The sequence below is a fragment of the Alkalilimnicola ehrlichii genome (genome assembly GCF_003399765.1).
Lineage (GTDB): Bacteria > Pseudomonadota > Gammaproteobacteria > Nitrococcales > AK92 > AK92.
Map to the genome: position 1 here is coordinate 44,262 of NZ_NFZV01000009.1, position 19,672 is coordinate 63,933.

Below are 19,672 nucleotides of genomic sequence, written 5' to 3' on the forward strand. Positions count from 1 at the left end.
CTGCTTGTTAGCGGGGGGTTAGTCGATGCCGCAACCGATGCGATCGGTGCTCACAACGAAGTTGTCCATATAGCGCTCCTGCTCGACCGGGCTGTGGGTATTCCAGAAGTTTTCTAAGAAAACGGCGTTGATGCCGTAATTGCTATAGGAACCTACCCAGTTCAGATCGGCCCGGCTGGCTTCCAGCTCGTCATTGATCCACAGCTCGAAAATGCCGTTGGATTGGCCGGCGTCGTTCAATCGTACGCGGGCCTCCACACAGTGCCATTGACCGAGGTGCTCGGGATCGAAAATCGGGGTGTTGCTATTGGTCGAGCCCAACCACTGTAGACGGGCGAAGTCGTTATACCGCTGAGTGATGATGTTACCCGCGTGATTGGTTCCGCTGGCCGGGTCAAGCTGGAGGTAGTTAGCGTGAGCGCCCGGATCGTCGCCGCTCCAAACGTGCGCGATCATCGCTTGGTGCCAGTTGGAATTCGTAAATACCGTAGCCCGGCTTAGCTTATCGGCGCCGCCGCTTGCCAGTCTTCCGGATGTTTTAGATAAACCCGCCAGTAGATCTCGCGGTAGTTTTGCGTACCTTCGTCGACGGGGCGGAACGACCCGCCGGGCGTGCGACCGAAGGCCAGTTTCAGGTTGCCGGCTTCGGCGGTGCCCAGTAGGTATTGCCCGACAATGCCGGTGGAGCCGTCGATACCGGCACCGTCGCGTCGGGGCATAGACGCTTCGAAGTACGCGCTCATGCGATCTTCTTCGAAGTCGTCGCACCAAATCCATTCCGGTTGCGGATTGTCGCATTCGTTAACCGGCGGGCCGTCGCTGCCAGCCGTCTCAGTCTCTGCCGGGGTTTTAGTGCCATCCGTTACGGTCGGCGCTGCCAGGTTGCCGTTGTTATCGATATGAGTCGAGAATGACGTACAGCTTTGCTCGCCGTCTTCGGTAATGCAAAAGCTGTATTCTCCGTCTTGCGGTATGTCCGACAAGGTGACCGAGCCGCCTTCGGCTACGCCGTTGGTAGACCACGAGCCGCCATCGGTCGATTTGATTTCGTAGTGGGCGTCGGTTGCGCCGTTCCAGGAAAAGTGTAGGTCTACATTATCGCCGCGGATGGCTTGTAGATCGACTGCGGCCGGTACGGTTGCCGTGTTCGAGGCGAGGCTGCTCGGTGCACCGTCGCTGCCGCCGCATGCGGTCAGCGGTACCAAGAGCGCTGCTGCAAACGCTGTGGCAAAGAGCGGACGTGAATAAGTCGTCGACATCGTATAGATCCCTTTTGCTCAGGTCCCATATCCGGGGACTGTCCTATCCAATAGGCCACCGCGGTGTAGCGGGGGCGGTGACGTAGGCAAGGAGTCTGGCTTGCTTGAGCAGCGGGATTGTTGACGCTCTTCACGCGCCGGGACGAAGAAGCTCACAAAAAATAGGAATAAAAGTCGCTACTTAGCGACAGGGTGGGGGCGTGTCACAGCTTGGGGACGTCACTGACGGGGGAGGGAACTTTCGCGAGTTTTGAATGTATGCCGCTTATTGCGCCGCAACATATTGCGCAGCGCAACAAGAGGCCTTATAATTAAGACTCTCCTCCTTAAGATATCTCCTCCAAGATATCGATTTACCCGCTATCACTGGCGGGTTTTTTTTATTTCTTCGCGCTTTACGGAGTTATTGCCTTTTGCCGGCAGTAGGCTAGGCAATGCGTTTCGCTTCGCGTGCTCGGGGGCTACGTTTGCCTCTCCAACGGCTTGGTATGCCAACGAAAAAGGCCGCCTAAGCGGCGGCCTTCTTGCTAGAAGATGAGGTTTGCTTACCAGTTGGAGTCCGTGTCACCCCACTGATCGTCTTCTTCGTCATCGTCGTCTTCTTCGCCCCAGGTACCACCTTGATCGGCGGCTTGATCGTCCCAGGTGCCGCCGCCTTGCTGAGCGGTGGTTTCGTGATCATGGGTGCCGGCATCCTGTCCGAAACCGGCTTGTGCGTAACCGCCCAGGCCCAGAGCGACAACGGCAAATAGGCTCAGAAGAATATGACGAAGTTTGATGATCGTGGTCATATGCAACCTCCTTAGTCGCAGATCTCAAGTGAGTCTATGTCAGACGCACCCGGCATAATGCAGTACCCGTGCCAATATCATTTTATATTTTATTTTCAGTGTCTTATGGTTTTTTCTGGTTGTTTTGGCATGCGTTGGCGTGTGCCAAAAAGACTCATGTGCCGCCAAGTGAGTCGGTTCGTCCAGGTCCGCTTTCCCTCGCTTCGCCTTACTTTTCTCACGGTCGATCTTTTCTCCCGCACCTTGGCTAGGTGGGCCTTGTCGGCAATGGCTGTAGCCAAGGCCCGAGGGGGTGGTGCCGATAGGCTGGAAAAGGCGGTAAGAGAGACATACGTCGTAGCCTGCATCGGGATACTTTTTGCCCGGCGCAGTAGCAGCGTGCCAGCTACGGCCGGCACATATTACAACTGTACGGCTTAGCTGACAGATTGAGGTGAGAGGGATGAAGAAAGCGGTCACCAGTTTAGGATTGATTATAGGCCTCGCAAGCGGCGGTGCGTTCGCGCAACAGCTGGATGAGCGAGACTTCTATATAGGCGGCGGGATCAACGTTAACTCCCTGTCCGGTGCCGACGATTCAACCGGCTATCAGTTATTTGCCGGTTATAAGATGCCCTGGCTCGATGTCGACCCGTTTAATGTGGCAGTTGAGTTAGGCTATCTGGACACGGGCGATTTCGACTTTGACGTTGGCGGCGACGAATCCTTCAGTGGGATTTGGGCTAACGCACTCGTGGGATACCCCGTTAGCCGTGATGTGCAGTTCTTCGGCCGAGCCGGGTTCGACTTTGGCGACGATGACGGTTTAATGTTCGGGGTCGGTGCCGGTTACGCGTTGACATCCCAGCTTGAGCTGCGCGGCGAGTATGTGGTTCGCGATAACACAAACTCGGTGCAGGCGAACGTGGCATTTCACTTCTAAGTTCGGATAATTGGCCGGGCGCTATGGCGCCCGCGCCAACCACCCTGTTAAACCGTGTTCTCGAAACGGCGTTTTACCCAGGCGCTATGGAATGGTCCAACGCCGCTGCGCGATAAGATATAGAAGAAGGGCCAGGCATGTACATTGCTTTATCGTTCCTAGTGTTGTTGACCGGAGGCTTGTTAGGGCTCCGCGAGTGGTTGTTGCGGCACGAAGTGCCGCAACGGTATCGGGAGCCGTTCGATGGCGTCATGTACCCTGTCGGCAACGCCGTTGTGGCTGTACGCGATTGCGAGTCGCCGCGCGCTACCGTTATAGGTATGCACGGATTTTGCGAAAACTTCTCTTACTTTACCGATCTATACAACGACCCGGACGTGCAGCTTATCTTGGTCAATAGCGGCGATTATCATGTGCCGCTCGACCAACCGCATTATGTCGACGCTTCATGGGCTGAAACGCCCGATGCGCCGGTAGGCAGCATCGAATACGACGCTGAAGTGCTTATTCAAGCCTTAGCGCATTTACCCAAGAGTCAACGAATTCGGGTTCACGGTCATTCACGGGGTGGAGCTGTGGTGTTGGAGGCGGCGAGCCGCCGGCCCGATCTGTTTGCCGATGTGGAGGCGATATTGGAAGCGCCGGTATTGCCGCAAGCGGCACCGAAGAAGGGGCTGCCGCCTGGAACATTTCTGCTTTTGCCGTTTTTCGTTCCGTTGTGGCGCAAGCAGCCTATCTCGGCTCGTAACCGAGCGCTGTGGGGGCCGGTGGATACGCCGCGCAAACGGGCTCAGATCGAAAGCCTCCCGTTCAATCCCAAACGTACCCGCACCCTGTCGACTAATCTTCGATTGATCGGCGAGTGGATGCGGCAGCGCGATTATGGGATTTATCAACATCTCCAGCGCGGTGTCATTCTGATCCCCGAAAAAGATAAAGTACTCAGCCGCTATCTCATGCAAAAAAGCGCCGAGCAGGCGCCTTTTTTGGAGCTAAGGGAAGTGCCGGGCTGTAGCCACTTCGTAACCTTGGACCAGCCGGAAGCGATTCCTCCACTTCCCGAGTAAGGCAAAGCTTTGGAAAGGCCGCGAATTAACGGGTAGAGGGCGGCCATTCTTTCTCAATATAGCAATGCTACAATGTTCGGCTCTTTTGTAGCCGCGAGCCTTCGATGACGACGGACGATCTTGTACGCGACGGACTCGGCAGATCACTGTTTCGGATGACCTGGCCGATGATTTTCGGCGTCCTGTCGCTAATGACGGTACACCTGGTCGATAGTGCGTTCGTCGGGCAGCTGGGTGTGGACCCGCTGGCGGCTTTGGGTTTTACCCTTCCGGTTATGCAGCTCATGATCGGCATGCAAGTTGGGATCGGTATCGCAACCACCGCCCTGATTTCGCGTGCTTTAGGAGCCGGAGATAGCGTGCGCGCGCAGAGGTTGGGCGGGCTGGTTATCGCGGTCGGTTTGGGCGCGGCTTTTCTATTGTGCGGGATACTGTGGTTTTCTCGTGCTCCGTTACTGAGCCTGTTGGGTATTGACTCGGCTTTGATGCCCTTGATTGACCAGTACTGGGTTCCTTGGCTAGCCAGTGCCTGGATGGGGGCGGCACTATACTACGCGTATAGTATCTGTCGTGCTCACGGCGATACGCGCTTGCCAGGGCTGATGATGGTCGTGACCAGTTTCATTAATCTGGCGCTCGATCCGCTTTTTATCTTTACCTTCGGTTGGGGCTTGCCAGGAGCTGCGTTGGCGACGCTGGTCGCCTTCGGTACCGGTGCGGCGGTCGTGTATTGGCGCGTATGGCATCGCGGCTGGGTTCGCTTCGATATGCACAGCCTGCCGATAGACCGTGCCGTTGGGCAACTCTCCGGCATCGCGGGGCCGGCAATGCTAAGCCAACTCATGCCGCCCATCGCCGCGATGACGGCAACTGCATTGGTGGCTGGGTTCGGCGCGACCGCCGTTGCCGCGTGGGCTTTGGGTACCCGGCTGGAGTATTTTTCCATCGTCGTCGTCTTGGCGCTGACCATGTCGTTACCGCCGATGGTCGGCCGTTTCCTCGGGGCCGGGCAGTTGGATCACGTGCGTGCGTTGGTTCGCCTAGCGGTAGGCTTCGTGTTGGGGTGGCAGTTGGCGGTCGCCGTTCTCTGGCTTGTATTAAGCGGGGTTCTGAGCCATTTACTGACTCAGGACTTATCGGTGGCGGCGATCCTACAGGATTACCTGGTTCGAGTGCCGTTAAGTTACGGCGGGCTAGGCGTCTGTATGATTATGGTATCCGTCTGTAACGCGTTAGGCATGCCTTTGCGGGCGATGCTTATTTCGTCGTTACGCTTGTTCGCGTGGTATTTGCCCGCGCTTTGGCTAGGCGCCTATGTGGCCGGCCTTTCGGGGCTTTTTACCGGGGCTTTGGTGGGGAACTTGCTGGCCGGTACTGCCGCCTGGCTGTTGTACCGGCGCGCGCTTGAATATCAAGTGGCCGTGGCCGGGACCGAAGTCGCCCGCCCGCGGTAAAGGTTGACTTCCCGGAATTCGTCAAACTCATCCAGGTCGGGCCAGGTGCGACTGCGACGACGGTCAATCCACGCGTAATTCGGCGCGCTGAAGTCTTTAACGCGAGAGTCGGCAATGAGAACTTCCGGCGCTTTTTGTAGGAAGCGCGACAGCCATCCTAGATTGGCGGCATCGTATAAGACATCTGCGACCACAATCAGATCAATCGGTGCCGTGACGTGCGCAAAGTCCGAGCAAAGGGTCAGTTGCACCTTATTCAGAGCGGCATTATGAGCGGTGGCGTTTAATGCATCGGGGTCGAGGTCGCACGCCGTGACCTGAGCTGCTCCGGCGAGTGCCGCCGCAATTGCTACCACACCCGAACCGCAGCCAAAATCGAGGACGTGGCGACCATTGACCCAGCCCGGATGGTCTAGCAGATAGCGGGCAAGGACTTGGCCGCTAGCCCAGCAAAAGGACCAGTAAGCCGGATAATCCATGATGCGACGGGTTTGTTCCGGCGTTAGCTCGGCGCTGGAATAGTCGCAATTTAGCAGATAAAGCGCGATTTCAGGGACATCCGGTAGGCGGCAGGCCTCTGCTCGGGCGTTGGGGATGGCGCTTTGGAGAGAGCGGGTGAGTTCGCGGTTAATCGTATCGTTGTAGGTGTTGTGCACGGCCATTCATGGAATAAAGGAATTATCGGTGTTTCCAGCGATCTAGCGTGAGCCTTCATGCCATAGTATCGGCTACGTTTTTCTCTGATGGCATTGGGTGACCTGCTGAGTACGCCGATCAACGTGTGACGAGGTAAATTGCCGCGCTAGTGTAACGAACGATGTGTGTCAAAGGAAGGCAGAGCTGTCTCCTGATGGAGACACTTGTTCGGCCTGTACGGCAGCGCCATCACTATGGTCAGTATGTATGACGCCGGTAAGGCGAGATTGTTCATGGCCTTTGTTTTACAAAGAGCCATTTCCCGCATCCTGTTAAGGCGGTATACCCGATACGTCGTATGCCGATCAAGCTCGTAGGTGCTTAATCGGCTGAGCGTCGCGCGGGCGGTGTATCGTGGAGCAGCGAACTGTAAAAGGTCCGGCAGGGGCTTTTCGGTACTCCGCTAATATCCCTTATGGACAAGGAGGTCCAAAACATGGCCAAGATCAGCTGCAGGGTCATAGCGGAATCGAATAGCTTGCATCTTCAGCAGATATACACGGGTTTGCTTATGTTGCACCGGGCAGGTGTGATTTCGCTGAGCCAGACCGTTCGAAAACGGCCGAAGAAAAAAGTTAGCGGCATGAGCGGGCCTGCCGGATTAAGCCTCATCGTCAATGACCGTATTCGTATCCTCTACGATACTTTTGATGGCTGGGAAATTCACGACAAAGCCGCGTTGGAGGCCGCCGACTATTGCTTTAAGCGGAGCTATTGTCCGCAACGGGCAGCCCGGTTGGAGACGGCCGAACGCAGAATTTATCCGCTTGGTTTGAACTACGAGGTTTATCCGTCTGGGCCGGACCCGTTCGGCGTACATCGAGCGCTGAAGCTGGAGGCGCTGGGGGATAAATTACCGCAGACGGTACAATCCCTTAGTCTATTGGGGCGGCGGCGGCAGATCTCCAGCGTCGAAAATCTGTGCGGTGTGCCGGATAACGAGGCATCGCCAAAGGCCTTGTTTATGGTGCGCGCTTGGAACCCGGACGGTAACAGGCGGCTGTCGCCAGCACTGCGTGAGGAAAGGCGCTACATAAACGAGATGCGGGGGCGTTGTATCGCGTTACTGCGAAGCGAACTAGGCCCCCGTTTCTATGGCGGGTTTATCCATGATCCATATGCGCGCGAGCATTACCCGGACCTGCTGCTGCCAAGTGCCGATGTGGGTGCAAAAGGGCGTTATCTACAGCTGTTAAGGGACTATCCCATTTGTATCGCGAGCACCGGCCTACATGGATCGATCGGTTGGAAGTTTGGCGAATATGTGGCTCTGTCTAAAGCGATTGTCTCCGAGCCATTAAACTATCAGGTGCCTGGGGAGCTAAGCGCCGGTCGTCACTATCTAAGCTTCGAGACCCCGGAGCAGTGCGTCGAGCGCGTCGTTGAGTTGATGGAAAATCAGGCTCGGCGCCACCGCATGATGGCGAACAACTTTCACTATTATCACACCTATCTGCGCCCGGATGCTTTAGTCATGCATACCTTAACCACAGCGCTATGCGAAGAAGAACACCGCCGAGGCAGCCGAGCGCTGGCTCTGTCCGCTTAGCTTGTACCCGCGCACGATCGAGCGCGGAGGTGTGGCGCCGTCCCTAGAGTAACCACTATCTGCCTTACCCCGGCGCGTGGTGGCTTACCGAATTGGCCCGAAACTCAAGCCCTATCCGAATGCCTCTTGAAGACCGCCTGCGTATTGTCGGATAGTGAAACGCTCTATCAATATTAAGCGTGATGCGGGGTCTAATGGATAAGCTTGACGTATTGGTTCGAGTCGAGTTCGCGGTTGAGCCAGGTGACTCGTTAAGTAAAGTGTGGAAATCGCTCAACGGCGTCGAGATCGAGCAGTGGTTTAATCTGCCGGCTTTGGCATTGGCGCCGGATAACATGCTTGAATTGAACGTGGACGATGAATCAAGAGCGCTCTGTATCGACCACTTGCAGTGGCTAGAGGTATCGGAGCAACTACAGGTGCGGGCAGTCCCGGCCGATGAGTTTGCGGTCGTTGCCCGTCAGCAAGGCTTAGCAGCGTGGCGGCCTTGGGTCCGCAGGCGCGCCGTTGCCGAGTTTCTAGAACGCTGCCGCCAGTCCGGTTGGCATCTAAGCGGAGAAGCCACGCCGCCGGCAGCGCGGCCGGCTTCGCCACCGCTTGGAGAGCGTAAAGAACCTACCTTGTAAACGCTTCCTGTCTACTGGCAAGAGAGGCGACGATCGATACAGGGGCAGCTTGCCGTTTTTTTCAAGGCACTTTGGCTGTTTCGAACTATTCTCAGTAGCAAGTCTTTCGCGGTGTGCGGGGCGGCAATGACGCATGGAAGCGGCCGTGCCCGCGCCTGGCCTTTGCTAGCAGAGCTAAGTTGCAAAATGGGGGTGGCCGTAGCTGCTTTACCCGCTCACCGGCACATTATCGTCAGGCGTACGCGATGGATCTCATAGCTTTTGCGAGCTTAGAGGCGGTGATGAATCCTATCGGCGTGTGCCTATTTTTCTGGAAGAAGACGGAAGGTAACCCGGTTGCAAAACAAGGAATACTGAATGACGGATAAACAAAATGGGGTTGCTGGGGGCGTTATTTATGCAGGTTCGGGGTGGCTAGGTTACATAGGCCCTGCTCCTGCGCTGCGCCCACATATGCACCCGGCGATCGGCCTGTATATCGGTTTGGATGGGCCGATCAGGCTGAGCGACGGCCAATCCGGAGCCGCCGTGTATGCGCCTGCGGAAGCCAAGGTGCCCGGTATCGATGTGGGTGGCAAACGCCTGGCGGCTTTTTTCCTCTCTGCCAACAACCCTTACTACCTAGGTGCTTGGAGTCGTTTTGGCGACAGCTTAGCCATCGAGACCTTCCCTAACCTGAATTATGTCGTAGAACTGTTGTGCTCCGCCTATCGAGAGCGACCTGCTGGCAGTTCGGTTGTCTCTGCCCTGATCGAGCTGTTAGGTTGCCGCCGACAGATGCCGACGAATAGCCGAGTTCGAGAGGCACTGGCAAAGCTCGATGCGCAGTGTTCGGGCGCTTTATCTTTACCTGCCATGGCGGAATTCGTGCACTTATCGCCACGTCGCTTTCAAACTATTTTTCAAGAGGCCACCGGCTTGCGATTTCGCCGATTTCGTCTCTGGCAGCGTTTGCTGCTAGCCGCGGACTTGGTGCCGAAGTACTCCACTCTGACCGAGCTGGCCGTCCTATCCGGGTTTTCCGATTTACCCCACCTGAGTCGATCCTTTCGCGATCTGTTCGGAATATCTCCTGCGCATGGAATGCGATGGGCTCTGCCAATGTCTTACCGGCGTGTCCAAATTCAGGAATGATATCTTTCCTTTTCTTGCAAGCATCTGTCGATTAAGAACGCTATCCTCTCATTAACCGTGGTCCAATGGCTCCGATAGCTGTAGTGCCGGATTAGGGAGGCTAAATGGCGGAGCCGATATTGGCATGGCCGAGGGGTGACTGCGGTTAATCAAAGACAACAAAAAGGAATGCTAGGATGAGGAGAATTCTCGGGAGGAGACGTTCGTACGTCCTGATAGGATGCGGACCTTTGCTGATTTCCTTGCAAGCTGTCGGTGCCGGATTTGAGTTGCCGAGTAAAGGCATTAAAGAGATGGGAATCGCCTATAGCGGTTCGGCGGCGTTATTGGAAGATGCGTCCGCAGTGGCGCATAACCCGGCTGGATTGCTGCGTTTACAAGGCCGGCAAGTAAGCGGTGGGCTGACGATAATCCGCTCCGGTTTCGACTATGAAGCCGAAGCCCACCGCGAAATGATCGAGAGTATCGGCGGTCAGGTGCCGGGCGAGGGCGAGGGTAGTATCTCTGCCAGTTCGGTTGCACCGCACCTGTATTATTCTCATACGCTTAGCGAAGCGGCCGCTGTCGGTTTCGGCATTTATGTGCCGTTTGCTTCTACGACCGATTATGGCGATGAGTGGGTAGGGCGTTACCACGCGACCGAGACGGAGATAACCACCATCAACCTTAATCCGGCGCTTGCAGTGAGGATCACCGACACCCTGGGCGTGGGCATCGGTGGTGTCGCGCAGTACTTCGACGGCCGTTTTCAAAACAAAATCGATCTCGGTTATTTGGTCGCCGATGAACTGATTGCCCAACTTCATGACGCTCCCCTGGTTTCGCCTAATGAGGCCGCTATCGTGGATTCATTGGCGCATCAGTTCGATGTCGACAACGACATGAGCGTGGATAGCTGGGCTTACGGTTTTAACCTTGGTTTACTGTGGGAGCCGAGTCAGGCGACCCGTATCGGTTTCAATTACCAAAGTCGGGTTCGCCACGTAGCCGATGGGCAGGCCAAGCGTCCGCAAACCCTGGACGAGGAGTTCCGGCAGCGGCTTGAGGATGCTATCGACGATAATATGCCGGGGCTAGCCAGCATATTCGACCCCAATGCGGCCGCTAACGGGGCGAATCGTGCCGTTGGCCCGTTAGGCGCTGCCGGCGGCGATATTCGTCTGGTTACCGATATGCCGGAAATCGTGACGCTGAGCGTTTATCAAGCGCTAGGTCAGAACTTGGCGTTGGTCGGGGGGTCACCCATACGCGGTGGAGCCGCATTAGCGAGTTGCGGTTTGCCTACGTCGACTCGGCCGAACGGGGCGGGAGCGACCTAACCGGCGATGGCGACGATTTAAGGCGGCGGGATTTAGTGCAGCCATTCGCTTGGGAGGATACTTTGCGGTTCGGCCTGGGAGCTATTTACCGCCTGAATGATACTTTGGTTGTGCGTGTGGGCGCGAGTTACGACGAAGTCCGGTACCGAATGAGGTGCGGCGTAGCCCTCGCGGCCCCGACAGCGATCGAGTGATTCTGGCGACTGGCCTTAGTTGGACCTTAATGCCGCGTTTTACTCTTGATGCGGCTTACACGTATACGCATTTCCGCGATTCGGACATTAACAATCGGGAAAACCCTGCCGGTACGTATCACCGCTTGGAAGGGGAGTACAGCGGGCATATTCACAGCCTTGGTTTACAAGCGAACTACCGCTTCTAGAGGCGAGGGCGATAGGTTGCCCTGGCTTGAGCCTCGTACGTCGCTCTAAAACGAGGAAGGGCCGTTCCAGTGCTAAACAACGCCGACCTAAGGTCGGCGTTGTTTTTCTCGTCTATCCCCGCTATCCTCTCGCCCCCTTGGCTCATGCTACAAGACAGTAAGCCTATAAAGCCGTACACTAGTGTATGTTCATTCGTAAGGCGCGAAGCTGACTGTCGTAGGTAGGGGATACGGGGTAATGTCAGGAACGAAAAGCCGTGGCGGACGCAGGGAAGCGTCGCGAGACAAAGCTCAGCTGACGCGAGACGACTGGCTGGATGCGGCTGCCGGCGCCATCGTGGAGGGTGGCTTCGACAATGTGCGCGTGCTGGTGCTCGCAAGAAAGCTTGGGGTGACGCGGGGCAGCTTTTATTGGCACTTTCGTGATCATCAAGACTTGATCGTAAGCTTTCTTAAGCGTTGGCGAGATAGGCGGTTTCAGGAATTCAAGTACTGGAAGCTCAGCGAAGACGACCCGGTTAAGGAGCTGAGGAAAAAGCTTCACACGCTGCTGAGCGAGACGGCAAAGAATGCGCGCCGGTTGCGAATCGAGTTGGCCGTGCGCGACTTTGCGCGCCGCGATGCCTATGCCGCAGAGGTGGTTGCCGAGGTGGACCAGGCAAGGATTGCGGAAAACGTGGTACTGCTTGAGCAATTACCGACCGATCCGCGCGTTTCCCGCGACTTGGCATTAATTCTTTACGCGATCACTATCGGGGCGCAGGTCGTGTTAACGGGACCTACCGGCGACGAGCCGACCATTCAGCGTGTTGAAGGATTAATTGCCGATACGGTCGCGCGTTGGCAGCAGATTGATTTGGAATAAGGAAGGTTCATCCCGCCAAAGCGCGATGCCTTATAAAAAAGCCGGGCTTTTGAGCCCGGCTTTTCGTTTGCCTGTATCTTGCGGAGTGGGGCGTTGTTTAGGCTTTGCCCATCTCCTTCAGCGCTTCCGCCCGCAAGTCCTTGCGAAGCACTTTGCCGACCGGTGTCATCGGTAACTCTTCGCGGAAGATAATCTGCTTCGGCAGCTTGTAGTTGGTCAGATGCTGCCGGCAGTGCTCGAGAACGGCTTCTTCCGTCACCGATTCGTCTTGTCGAACGACGTAAGCGCGTACCGCCTCCCCGGTCTGTTCGTCCGGCACGCCGATGACGCCGACGCCGAGTACGCCCGGAAGCTTGGCGATAACGCCTTCCACTTCGTTCGGGTACACGTTAAAGCCGGAGACCAAGACCATATCTTTCTTCCGGTCGACGATATAGAAGTACCCGTCCTCGTCCATTTTGGCGACGTCGCCGGTGTAGAACCAGCCATCCTTGATAGCCTCTTCGGTGGCATCCGGACGTTCCCAGTAGCCCTTCATTACCTGCGGGCCTTTGACGATCATCTCGCCGGGTTCGCCGACCGGTACCGGCTTGCCTTCGTCGTCGACGATACGAACGCCAGTGCCGGCGTACGGGATGCCGATACTACCTAACTTCGGATTTTCCTTGGGGTTGGCGGTAACGCCAGGGCTGGTTTCGGTCAAACCGTACGCTTGCAAGATCGGGTAACCGACGATTTGCTCCCAACGCTCGGCAACCGCATTTTGGACCGCGGTACCGCCGCCAACGCTAATGCCGAGTTCTTTCGGCGGATTCTCGCGGAACCATTCTTCGTTAAGCAGGCCGGCGAACAAGGTGTTCACACCCGCGAAGAAGGTAATATCGTATTTCTCGAACGCCGGTTTCAGGTTAGATACCGGACGCGGCGACGGAATAAGTACGTTGTTGCCGCCAACGCTGTAGAAAATACCGCTCACGCCCATCGCAAAGATGTGGTACATCGGCAGTGCGGTTAGGGCGGTCCGATTGCTCGGCAAATGCTTCATCAGGTTGTAGTACGACTGCGTGCAGTTCGATACCAGGTTCCGGTGCGTGAGCATAGCGCCTTTGGAACGGCCAGTGGTGCCGCCGGTATACTGCAATGCCAGTAGATCGTCCAACTCGATGGGTTCGAGCGAGCTAAGCGATTTGCCGTTTGCCAATTGCTTACCGCCAAGCTCTACAGCTTCCGTGAAAGCCTGCGCTTCGACCGTGTTTTTCGGCACCATCTTCTTCAGCTTCTGTACGCTCTTGACGATGAACTTGCGCACAGGCGGGAAGAAGTCCGCAACGCTGGTGATCAGAACTTTCTCGACCTTGCTCTTGGGCACGACCTCCGGCAGCTTGTCGGCAAACATGTCGATAATGACGAGCAGCTTAGCGCCGGAATCGTTAAGGGCGTGGTCGATCTCGGGTACGGTATAGAGCGGATTGACATTGACGATAACGCAACCGGCCTTCGCCGCGCCAAACAGGAAAATAGGATAGGCTAGGCAGTTGGGGCTTTGGATCGCGACGCGATCCCCTTTCGCCAGCCCTAATTCAAAACGAAGATAAGCGGCAAAATTATTGGACAGGCGCTCGACTTCCGCATAAGTCAAGGAGCCCACTGTGCCGGTCGGTAGGCAAGTCGTGAAGGCTTCGTTTTGACTATATTTTTGGCTCGCCTTACTGATCATGTCGCCGAAGTTTTTACTCTCCAGCTCCGGGAGATCCCGTGGGCTGTCGTCGGAATAATGCTTCAGCCACGGCCGGGAATCGTAGGCTTCGAAGCCTGCGCCGGTGGTGCTGGTGGTATCGGCAACATTGCTGTCCGTCATGGTCTCTCCTCCATTATGGATACTGCGAATTCAGCCTGTTTTTCTTTTTGGGAGATTCTTTCGCTCCCTGCCGGCCCGAGAGTTGTCAATGGCCTCACGAGCCGATTTGTCTGTATCTAGTGAAATCCTATTTCAAAATAGGTGGTAGATGCTAGCTTGTTTTCTATTTATGCGGCGAGTTTCTTAAAAAGTCAATTGTGGCAATTGCTTAGAAAACTTCCTTGAGCACACGGCATAGGTCGCATTCGCTACCATAGTAACGAACCGGAGTGGTCTTTTACTGGGCAACGAACGCAGCACGGGTCTGTCAGAGCCCGTGCTGCGTTCGTTTTACTGACTGGGAACTAACTTTTAGTCCTCGATGAGGAAGTTCTCTTCATCGATCTCCAGCAGGTTGTCGGCGCCCGACAGCATAGCGGTTGCGTGCGCCCGGGTGCGCGGGAGAATGCGCTGGAAATAGAAGCGGGCGGTTTGGATCTTGGCCTTATAGAAGCCTTCCTCGCCGGTACCCGCTGCCAGTTTTTCAGCGGCAACCCGAGCCGCATCGGCCCAGAAGTAGGCCAACGTGGCGTAACCGGAGTACATTAGGTAGTCCACCGCGGCGGCGCCGACTTCGTCCGGGCTCTTCTGCATGGCAGCGCCGCCGATCTTCATCGTCAGCTCGCCCCACTCCTGGTTCAGTTTAGCCAACGGTTCGATCAATTCTTTGACCGCATCGTTGTTTTCGTTGGCTTTACAGAACTTATGGATGACCTTGGTGAAGCTCTTCAGCGACTCGCCTTGCGAGCCCAACACCTTGCGGCCGATCAGGTCGAGTGCTTGGATGCCGGTGGTGCCTTCGTACAGAGTGGAAATACGCGCATCGCGCATGTTCTGTTCCATGCCCCACTCGGTAATGAAGCCGTGGCCGCCGAAGACTTGCATACCGTGGTAGGAAGCTTCAAAGCCGGCCTCCGTCAGGAAGCCCTTGGCGATAGGGGTCAACAGTGCCAGTTGCTGCTCGGCGTTGCCTTTGAGTTCGGCATCGTCGCTGCTGTGGACGATGTCGATCAGCTTGGAGCAGTAGTGCAGCAGCGCCCGGCCGCCTTCGCTGAACGACTTAATGGTCAGCAGCTGACGGCGCACGTCGGGGTGTACGATGATCGGATCGGCCGGCTTGTCCGGAGCTTTCGGGCCGGACAGGGAGCGCATCTGCAAACGCTCGCGGGCGTAGCGGACGGCACCTTGCAAGGCGACTTCGGCATGCGCCAGCCCCTGTAACGCGGTACCGATGCGCGCCGAGTTCATGAAGGTGAACATGCAGTTCAGGCCTTTGTTCGGCGGGCCGATCAGGAAGCCCGTGGCACCGTCGAAATTCATCACACAGGTGGCGTTGCCGTGGATGCCCATCTTCTCTTCCAGCGCACCGCAGGTCAGTGCGTTGCGCTCGCCGACTTCGCCGTTGGCATCCGGCAGGAACTTGGGCACGATGAATAGGGAAATCCCCTTGGTGCCGGCCGGTGCGTCCGGCAGGCGGGCTAGTACGATGTGGACGATGTTCTCGGCCATGTCGTGCTCACCGGAGGAGATGAAAATCTTGGTGCCGGTGATTTTGTAGCTGCCGTCGTCCTGCGGTTCCGCTTTAGTGCGGAGCAGGCCCAGGTCGGAACCGCAATGCGGCTCGGTTAGGCACATGGTGCCGGTCCAGGTGCCTTCGACCAGTTTGGTCAGATAGGTAGCCTTTTGGGCGTCGTCGCCGTGCTCGTGGATGGTCCGCTTAGCGCCGTGGGACAAGCCGGGATACATACCCCAAGCCCAGTTGGACTGACCGACCATTTCCGAGAGCGCGAAGGACAGCGATTCCGGCAGGCTTTGGCCACCGAATTCGGCCGGTGCGGCAAGCGACGGCCAGCCGCCTTCCACGTACTGCTGGTACGCTTCTTTAAAGCCGCTTGGAGTGGTAACGTTGCCGTCTTCGTCGCGGCGGCAGCCTTCGTGGTCGCCCACAGCATTTAGCGGCGCGAGCACCTGCTCGCAAAACTTAGCGCCTTCTTCCAGAATGGCTTTCACGACGTCGGGAGAGGCCTCTTCGCCGCCGGGCAGATTCCGGTAGTGCTCTTCATAACCCAGCAGTTCATCGCGGACGAACTGAATGTCTCGCAGCGGGGCTTTATACTCGGGCATTGCTAGTGATCTCTCTATCTCTAGTGTCGTTTGCAATAACTCGCGACGATGCGAGTCAGGGTGCCCCCGTCCGCGCATCGCGCGGGCGGGGAATAAGGGCTTAGGCGACTTCGAACAAGCCGGCAGCGCCCATGCCGGTGCCGACGCACATAGTAACGACTACGTACTTGGCACCGCGGCGCTTGCCTTCGATCAAAGCATGGCCGGTCAGGCGCGAGCCGGTGACGCCGTACGGGTGGCCCACAGCGATGGAGCCGCCGTTGACGTTAAGCCGCTCGTCGGGGATGCCCAGCTTGTCGCGGCAGTACAGAACCTGCACGGCGAAAGCTTCGTTCAGCTCCCACAGGTCGATGTCGTCGACGCTCAGGCCGTGGCGCTTGAGCAGCTTCGGCACAGCATAGATCGGGCCGATACCCATTTCGTCCGGTTCGCAGCCGGCAACCGCAAAGCCGCGGAAGATCCCTAACGGGTTGAGGTTACGCTTGGAAGCCTCTTCGGCCGACATCAGCACGCAAGCCGAGGCGCCGTCGGAGAACTGGCTGGCGTTACCGGCGGTGATGACGCCGCCCGGCATCGCGGAGCGGATCTTCTGTACGCCTTCCAGTGTGGTGTCCGGGCGAATGCCTTCGTCTTCCGAACAGGTTACTTCCTTGGTCATCAGGGCGCCGGTGGCTTTGTCGGCTACGCCCATGACGGTAGTCATCGGGACGATTTCGTCCTTGAACTTGCCTTCGGCGCGAGCGGCGGCTGCGCGCTGTTGGCTGCGCACGCCGTATTCGTCCTGCGCTTCCTTGGAGATGTTGTAGCGCTTGGCCACCGTCTCCGCCGTTTGCAGCATGCTCCAGTACAGCTCCGGCTTGTTCTTCGCCAGCCACTCTTCCTGCATGTAGGTGGTGTTGACGTTAGCCTGCACGGTGGAAATGGACTCGACGCCGCCGGCAACTACGATCGGCGCTTTATCGACGATGATGTGCTGCGCAGCCATGGCGATGGCTTGCAGGCCCGAGGAGCAGAAACGGTTGATGGTAACGCCGGAGGCGCTCACCGGCAGACCGGCACGGATGGCGCCCATACGGGCGACATCGTTGCCGGCGGAGCCTTCGGGTAGAGCGCAGCCCATCATTACGTCGTCAATCTCGCCGCCTTCGACACCGGCACGTTCAACGGCGTGCTGAATGGCATGGCCGGCTAAGGTAGCGGAGTGAGTCAGGTTGAAGCTGCCGCGCCAGGACTTCGCCAGCGGCGTGCGGGCGGTCGATACGATCACTACGTCAGTCATAAGAATCTCCTGATGAGAGAGGCGGTTTGCACCGCGTCTCCTCCTAATTAGTTGAACGTCTTACCTTCAGCGGCCAGCTTGGCGAGCAATGGAGCCGGTTCCCAGAACGGGTTGCCGGTTTGCTTGCGGTATTTCTGCAGCGCGCGTTCGACGTTGATTAGGCCCACCTCGTCGGCGTAGAGCATCGGGCCGCCGCGGAAGACCGGGAAGCCGTAGCCGGTGAGGTAAATGATGTCGATGTCGGAGGCGCGCTGAGCGATGCCTTCCTCAAGGATGCGGGCGCCTTCATTGACCAGCGCGAACACGCAGCGCTCGACGATTTCCTGATCGGAAATCTTGCGTGGGGTGATGCCTTGCTCTTTGCGCACTTCCTCGATTACGCGATCGACTTCCGGATCGTGCAGCGGCTTGCGGTTGCCCGGCTCGTATTTGTAGAAGCCGGCGCCGGTCTTCTGGCCGAAACGGCCCATTTCGCACAGACGGTCAGCAACGTACAGACGACGGGTATCCGGTTTCTCTTCGTAGTGGCGTTTGCGAATCGCCCAGCCGATGTCGCCGCCGGCCAGGTCGGCCATACGGATCGGGCCCATGACGAAGCCGAATTTCTCGATGGCTTTGTCGATCTGCTGTGGCGAGGCGCCTTCCTCGATCATCAGCAGCGCTTCGGTCTGGTACTTGCCGACCATACGGTTGCCGATAAAGCCGTCGCAGACGCCGGACACGACGCCGGTTTTCTTGATCTTCTTCGCAAGCTTCATGGAAGTGGCCAACACTTCCTTGGAGGTCTTCTCGCCGCGCACCACTTCCAGCAGCTTCATGACGTTGGCCGGGCTGAAGAAGTGCAAGCCGATCACGTCTTCCGGGCGCTTGGTGAAGCTGGCGATCTTGTCCAGATCCAGGGTGGAGGTGTTGGAGGCGAGGATGGCGCCGGGTTTGCAGGTGGCGTCCAGGGTCTCGAAGACTTTCTGCTTGACGCCCATATCCTCGAACACGGCCTCGATGACCAGGTCCATGTCCTTGAAGTCGTCGTAGGACAAGGTGGTAGAGAGCAGACCCATTTTCTTCTCGGCCGACTCTTGGGTCATCTTGCCTTTCTTGACGCGGCCCTCATAGACACCTTTGATGTGGGCGACGCCACGGTCCAGCGCTTCCTGCTTCATTTCCAGAATGGTGACCGGAATGCCGGCGTTCAGGAAGTTGATGGCGATGCCGCTGCCCATGGTACCGGCACCGATGACGCCCACTTTGTTGATTTCGCGGGTCGGCGTGTCGCTCGCAACATCGGAGATTTTGCCGGCGGCGCGGTCGGCGAAGAAAGCGTGGCGCAGGGCGCGCGATTCGGGCGTCTGAATCAGCTGCGCGAACAGCTCGCGCTCAAGCTTAATGCCGTCGTCGAATTTCTTCTCGATAGACGCCTTCACGGCTTCGACGCACTTCAGCGGTGCGGGGTAGTTCTTGGCGACGGCACCGACGGAGGTCTTAGCCCACAGGAAGAAAGCTTCCGGTTTCGGGTGCGAAACTTTCATGTCGCGTACCCGTTTGAGCGGGCGTTGCTCCTCGACGACCTTCTTGGCGAAGGTCAGCGCGCTTTCAAGCAGATCGCCTTCGACGAGTTCGTCGAATAACGGTGTGCCCTGGAACATGGCTGCCGGAACCTGGGTGCCGGAGACGATCAGGTTCATGGCGTATTCGATGCCGATCAGACGCGGCAGACGCTGGGTGCCGCCGGCGCCCGGCAGAAGGCCCAGTTTTACTTCCGGAAGGGCGACCTGCGTCTGGGGGTGAGCGATGCGGAAGTGGCAGCCCATAGCCAGCTCAAGGCCGCCGCCCATGCAGACGCCGCCAATAGCGGCGACGACGGGCAGCTCGGTGCTGTCAAGAACGTTGATAACGGTCGGCAGCGTGGGTTCCGCCATCACCTTAGGCGTGTTGAACTCGGTAATATCAGCACCGCCGGAGAAGGCGCGATCGGAGCCGATAATGACTACCGCCTTTGCGTTGTCGTCGGCCTCGGCTTTTTTAATGCCGTCGACGATGCCGCGACGCAGTTCGTAGGAGAGGCCGTTGACCGGCGGGTTCTCCAGTCGGATGACGGCTATCCCGTCCTGCAACTCATAATGGGCGTTATTCATGTGGTCTCCTGCTTGAGTCAACAAAAGAGGAAAGCGAGCGCCTTTCGGATTCCATCGGACGGAAACCGAATCGGTCGGAACCGCAAACGTCAGGCGAGCCTGTGTTTGCCGTTATAGCCTTGATGAATGCCTTTTTCGGCTGCATCTAGGTCGCGGTGCTCCGTGCGCCGTAGGTA

At 57.4% G+C, this 19,672-nt stretch carries 16 protein-coding genes and 1 pseudogene; 9 read left to right on the forward strand and 8 right to left on the reverse strand.

What is annotated here, in order from left to right:
• Positions 1–18: 18 nt before the first annotated feature.
• The 3 genes from CAI21_RS10495 to CAI21_RS10505 form a co-directional block, all read right to left on the reverse strand.
• The gene (locus CAI21_RS10495) at positions 19–456 is read right to left on the reverse strand and encodes a polysaccharide lyase (RefSeq protein ID WP_116302241.1); all 438 of its coding nucleotides are present in this window, start codon (positions 454–456) and stop codon (positions 19–21) included.
• 41 nt (positions 457–497) lie between these two features.
• Complete coding sequence (locus CAI21_RS10500; protein WP_116302242.1) at positions 498–1,259, reverse strand: hypothetical protein; 762 nt, start codon at positions 1,257–1,259, stop codon at positions 498–500.
• 545 nt (positions 1,260–1,804) lie between these two features.
• Complete coding sequence (locus CAI21_RS10505) at positions 1,805–2,050, reverse strand: hypothetical protein (protein ID WP_116302243.1); 246 nt, start codon at positions 2,048–2,050, stop codon at positions 1,805–1,807.
• Between the two features lie 442 nt (positions 2,051–2,492).
• On the opposite strand from CAI21_RS10505, the gene CAI21_RS10510 reads away from it, so the two are divergent.
• From CAI21_RS10510 to CAI21_RS10520, 3 genes are all read left to right on the forward strand, one after another.
• Entirely contained in the window at positions 2,493–2,972 is a 480-nt protein-coding gene (locus CAI21_RS10510) for an outer membrane beta-barrel protein (protein WP_116302244.1), read from the forward strand.
• Positions 2,973–3,109: 137 nt separating this feature from the next.
• The gene (locus tag CAI21_RS10515; protein WP_116302245.1) at positions 3,110–4,039 is read left to right on the forward strand and encodes an alpha/beta fold hydrolase; all 930 of its coding nucleotides are present in this window, start codon (positions 3,110–3,112) and stop codon (positions 4,037–4,039) included.
• A 104-nt stretch (positions 4,040–4,143) separates the two neighbouring features.
• Positions 4,144–5,493 carry an MATE family efflux transporter gene (locus CAI21_RS10520; RefSeq protein ID WP_116302246.1) on the forward strand — a complete coding sequence of 450 codons (1,350 nt, stop codon included), beginning with the start codon at positions 4,144–4,146 and terminating at the stop codon, positions 5,491–5,493.
• On the opposite strand, the gene CAI21_RS10525 is transcribed toward CAI21_RS10520, so the two are convergent.
• Positions 5,451–6,149, reverse strand: a complete 699-nt coding sequence (locus tag CAI21_RS10525) for a class I SAM-dependent methyltransferase (RefSeq protein ID WP_258868083.1) — start codon at positions 6,147–6,149, stop codon at positions 5,451–5,453. The genes CAI21_RS10520 and CAI21_RS10525 overlap by 43 nt on opposite strands.
• Before the next feature lie 476 nt (positions 6,150–6,625).
• Here CAI21_RS10525 and CAI21_RS10530 point away from each other — a divergent pair, with 476 nt between their 5' ends.
• The 6 genes and pseudogenes from CAI21_RS10530 to CAI21_RS10560 all read left to right on the forward strand — a co-directional run bounded on the left by CAI21_RS10530 (position 6,626) and on the right by CAI21_RS10560 (position 12,064).
• Positions 6,626–7,738: a glycosyltransferase family 1 protein gene (locus CAI21_RS10530; RefSeq protein WP_116302248.1), complete on the forward strand. Its 1,113-nt coding sequence runs from the start codon at positions 6,626–6,628 to the stop codon at positions 7,736–7,738.
• A 194-nt stretch (positions 7,739–7,932) separates the two neighbouring features.
• Positions 7,933–8,364 (forward strand): hypothetical protein, encoded by a 432-nt coding sequence (locus tag CAI21_RS10535; RefSeq protein ID WP_116302249.1) that lies wholly within the window; start codon positions 7,933–7,935, stop codon positions 8,362–8,364.
• A gap of 357 nt (positions 8,365–8,721) precedes the next feature.
• Positions 8,722–9,498 carry a helix-turn-helix domain-containing protein gene (locus CAI21_RS10540; protein ID WP_116302250.1) on the forward strand — a complete coding sequence of 259 codons (777 nt, stop codon included), beginning with the start codon at positions 8,722–8,724 and terminating at the stop codon, positions 9,496–9,498.
• 230 nt (positions 9,499–9,728) lie between these two features.
• Positions 9,729–10,817, forward strand: coding sequence for an OmpP1/FadL family transporter (locus CAI21_RS10545; RefSeq protein WP_181919372.1), 1,089 nt, complete (start codon positions 9,729–9,731; stop codon positions 10,815–10,817).
• Positions 10,818–10,947: 130 nt separating this feature from the next.
• A pseudogene (locus CAI21_RS10555) lies at positions 10,948–11,199 on the forward strand (outer membrane protein transport protein); the annotation flags it as partial.
• Between the two features lie 238 nt (positions 11,200–11,437).
• Positions 11,438–12,064, forward strand: a complete 627-nt coding sequence (locus CAI21_RS10560) for a TetR/AcrR family transcriptional regulator (RefSeq protein ID WP_116302254.1) — start codon at positions 11,438–11,440, stop codon at positions 12,062–12,064.
• 97 nt (positions 12,065–12,161) lie between these two features.
• Here the strand turns inward: CAI21_RS10560 and CAI21_RS10565 are convergent, their stop codons facing one another.
• The 4 genes from CAI21_RS10565 to CAI21_RS10580 all read right to left on the reverse strand — a co-directional run bounded on the left by CAI21_RS10565 (position 12,162) and on the right by CAI21_RS10580 (position 19,496).
• On the reverse strand, positions 12,162–13,922 hold the full coding sequence (locus tag CAI21_RS10565; protein ID WP_116302255.1) for an AMP-binding protein: 1,761 nt from the start codon (positions 13,920–13,922) through the stop codon (positions 12,162–12,164).
• 351 nt (positions 13,923–14,273) lie between these two features.
• On the reverse strand, positions 14,274–16,085 hold the full coding sequence (locus CAI21_RS10570; protein ID WP_116302256.1) for an acyl-CoA dehydrogenase C-terminal domain-containing protein: 1,812 nt from the start codon (positions 16,083–16,085) through the stop codon (positions 14,274–14,276).
• Positions 16,086–16,185: 100 nt separating this feature from the next.
• Complete coding sequence (locus CAI21_RS10575; RefSeq protein WP_116302257.1) at positions 16,186–17,364, reverse strand: acetyl-CoA C-acyltransferase; 1,179 nt, start codon at positions 17,362–17,364, stop codon at positions 16,186–16,188.
• 47 nt (positions 17,365–17,411) lie between these two features.
• Complete coding sequence (locus CAI21_RS10580; protein ID WP_116302258.1) at positions 17,412–19,496, reverse strand: 3-hydroxyacyl-CoA dehydrogenase NAD-binding domain-containing protein; 2,085 nt, start codon at positions 19,494–19,496, stop codon at positions 17,412–17,414.
• Between the last annotated feature and the right edge of the window lie 176 nt (positions 19,497–19,672).

Excerpts from the sequence above, each read along its gene's own strand:
- CAI21_RS10515 (WP_116302245.1), top strand. The coding sequence starts at position 3,110 with ATGTACATTGCTTTATCGTTCCTAGTGTTGTTGACCGGAGGCTTGTTA.
- CAI21_RS10580 (WP_116302258.1), bottom strand. The coding sequence starts at position 19,496 with ATGAATAACGCCCATTATGAGTTGCAGGACGGGATAGCCGTCATCCGA.
- CAI21_RS10570 (WP_116302256.1), bottom strand. The coding sequence starts at position 16,085 with ATGCCCGAGTATAAAGCCCCGCTGCGAGACATTCAGTTCGTCCGCGAT.
- CAI21_RS10495 (WP_116302241.1), bottom strand. The coding sequence starts at position 456 with ATGATCGCGCACGTTTGGAGCGGCGACGATCCGGGCGCTCACGCTAAC.
- CAI21_RS10575 (WP_116302257.1), bottom strand. The coding sequence starts at position 17,364 with ATGACTGACGTAGTGATCGTATCGACCGCCCGCACGCCGCTGGCGAAG.
- CAI21_RS10520 (WP_116302246.1), top strand. The coding sequence starts at position 4,144 with ATGACGACGGACGATCTTGTACGCGACGGACTCGGCAGATCACTGTTT.
- CAI21_RS10505 (WP_116302243.1), bottom strand. The coding sequence starts at position 2,050 with ATGACCACGATCATCAAACTTCGTCATATTCTTCTGAGCCTATTTGCC.
- CAI21_RS10530 (WP_116302248.1), top strand. The coding sequence starts at position 6,626 with ATGGCCAAGATCAGCTGCAGGGTCATAGCGGAATCGAATAGCTTGCAT.
- CAI21_RS10560 (WP_116302254.1), top strand. The coding sequence starts at position 11,438 with ATGTCAGGAACGAAAAGCCGTGGCGGACGCAGGGAAGCGTCGCGAGAC.
- CAI21_RS10565 (WP_116302255.1), bottom strand. The coding sequence starts at position 13,922 with ATGACGGACAGCAATGTTGCCGATACCACCAGCACCACCGGCGCAGGC.
- CAI21_RS10510 (WP_116302244.1), top strand. The coding sequence starts at position 2,493 with ATGAAGAAAGCGGTCACCAGTTTAGGATTGATTATAGGCCTCGCAAGC.
- CAI21_RS10540 (WP_116302250.1), top strand. The coding sequence starts at position 8,722 with ATGACGGATAAACAAAATGGGGTTGCTGGGGGCGTTATTTATGCAGGT.
- CAI21_RS10500 (WP_116302242.1), bottom strand. The coding sequence starts at position 1,259 with ATGTCGACGACTTATTCACGTCCGCTCTTTGCCACAGCGTTTGCAGCA.
- CAI21_RS10535 (WP_116302249.1), top strand. The coding sequence starts at position 7,933 with ATGGATAAGCTTGACGTATTGGTTCGAGTCGAGTTCGCGGTTGAGCCA.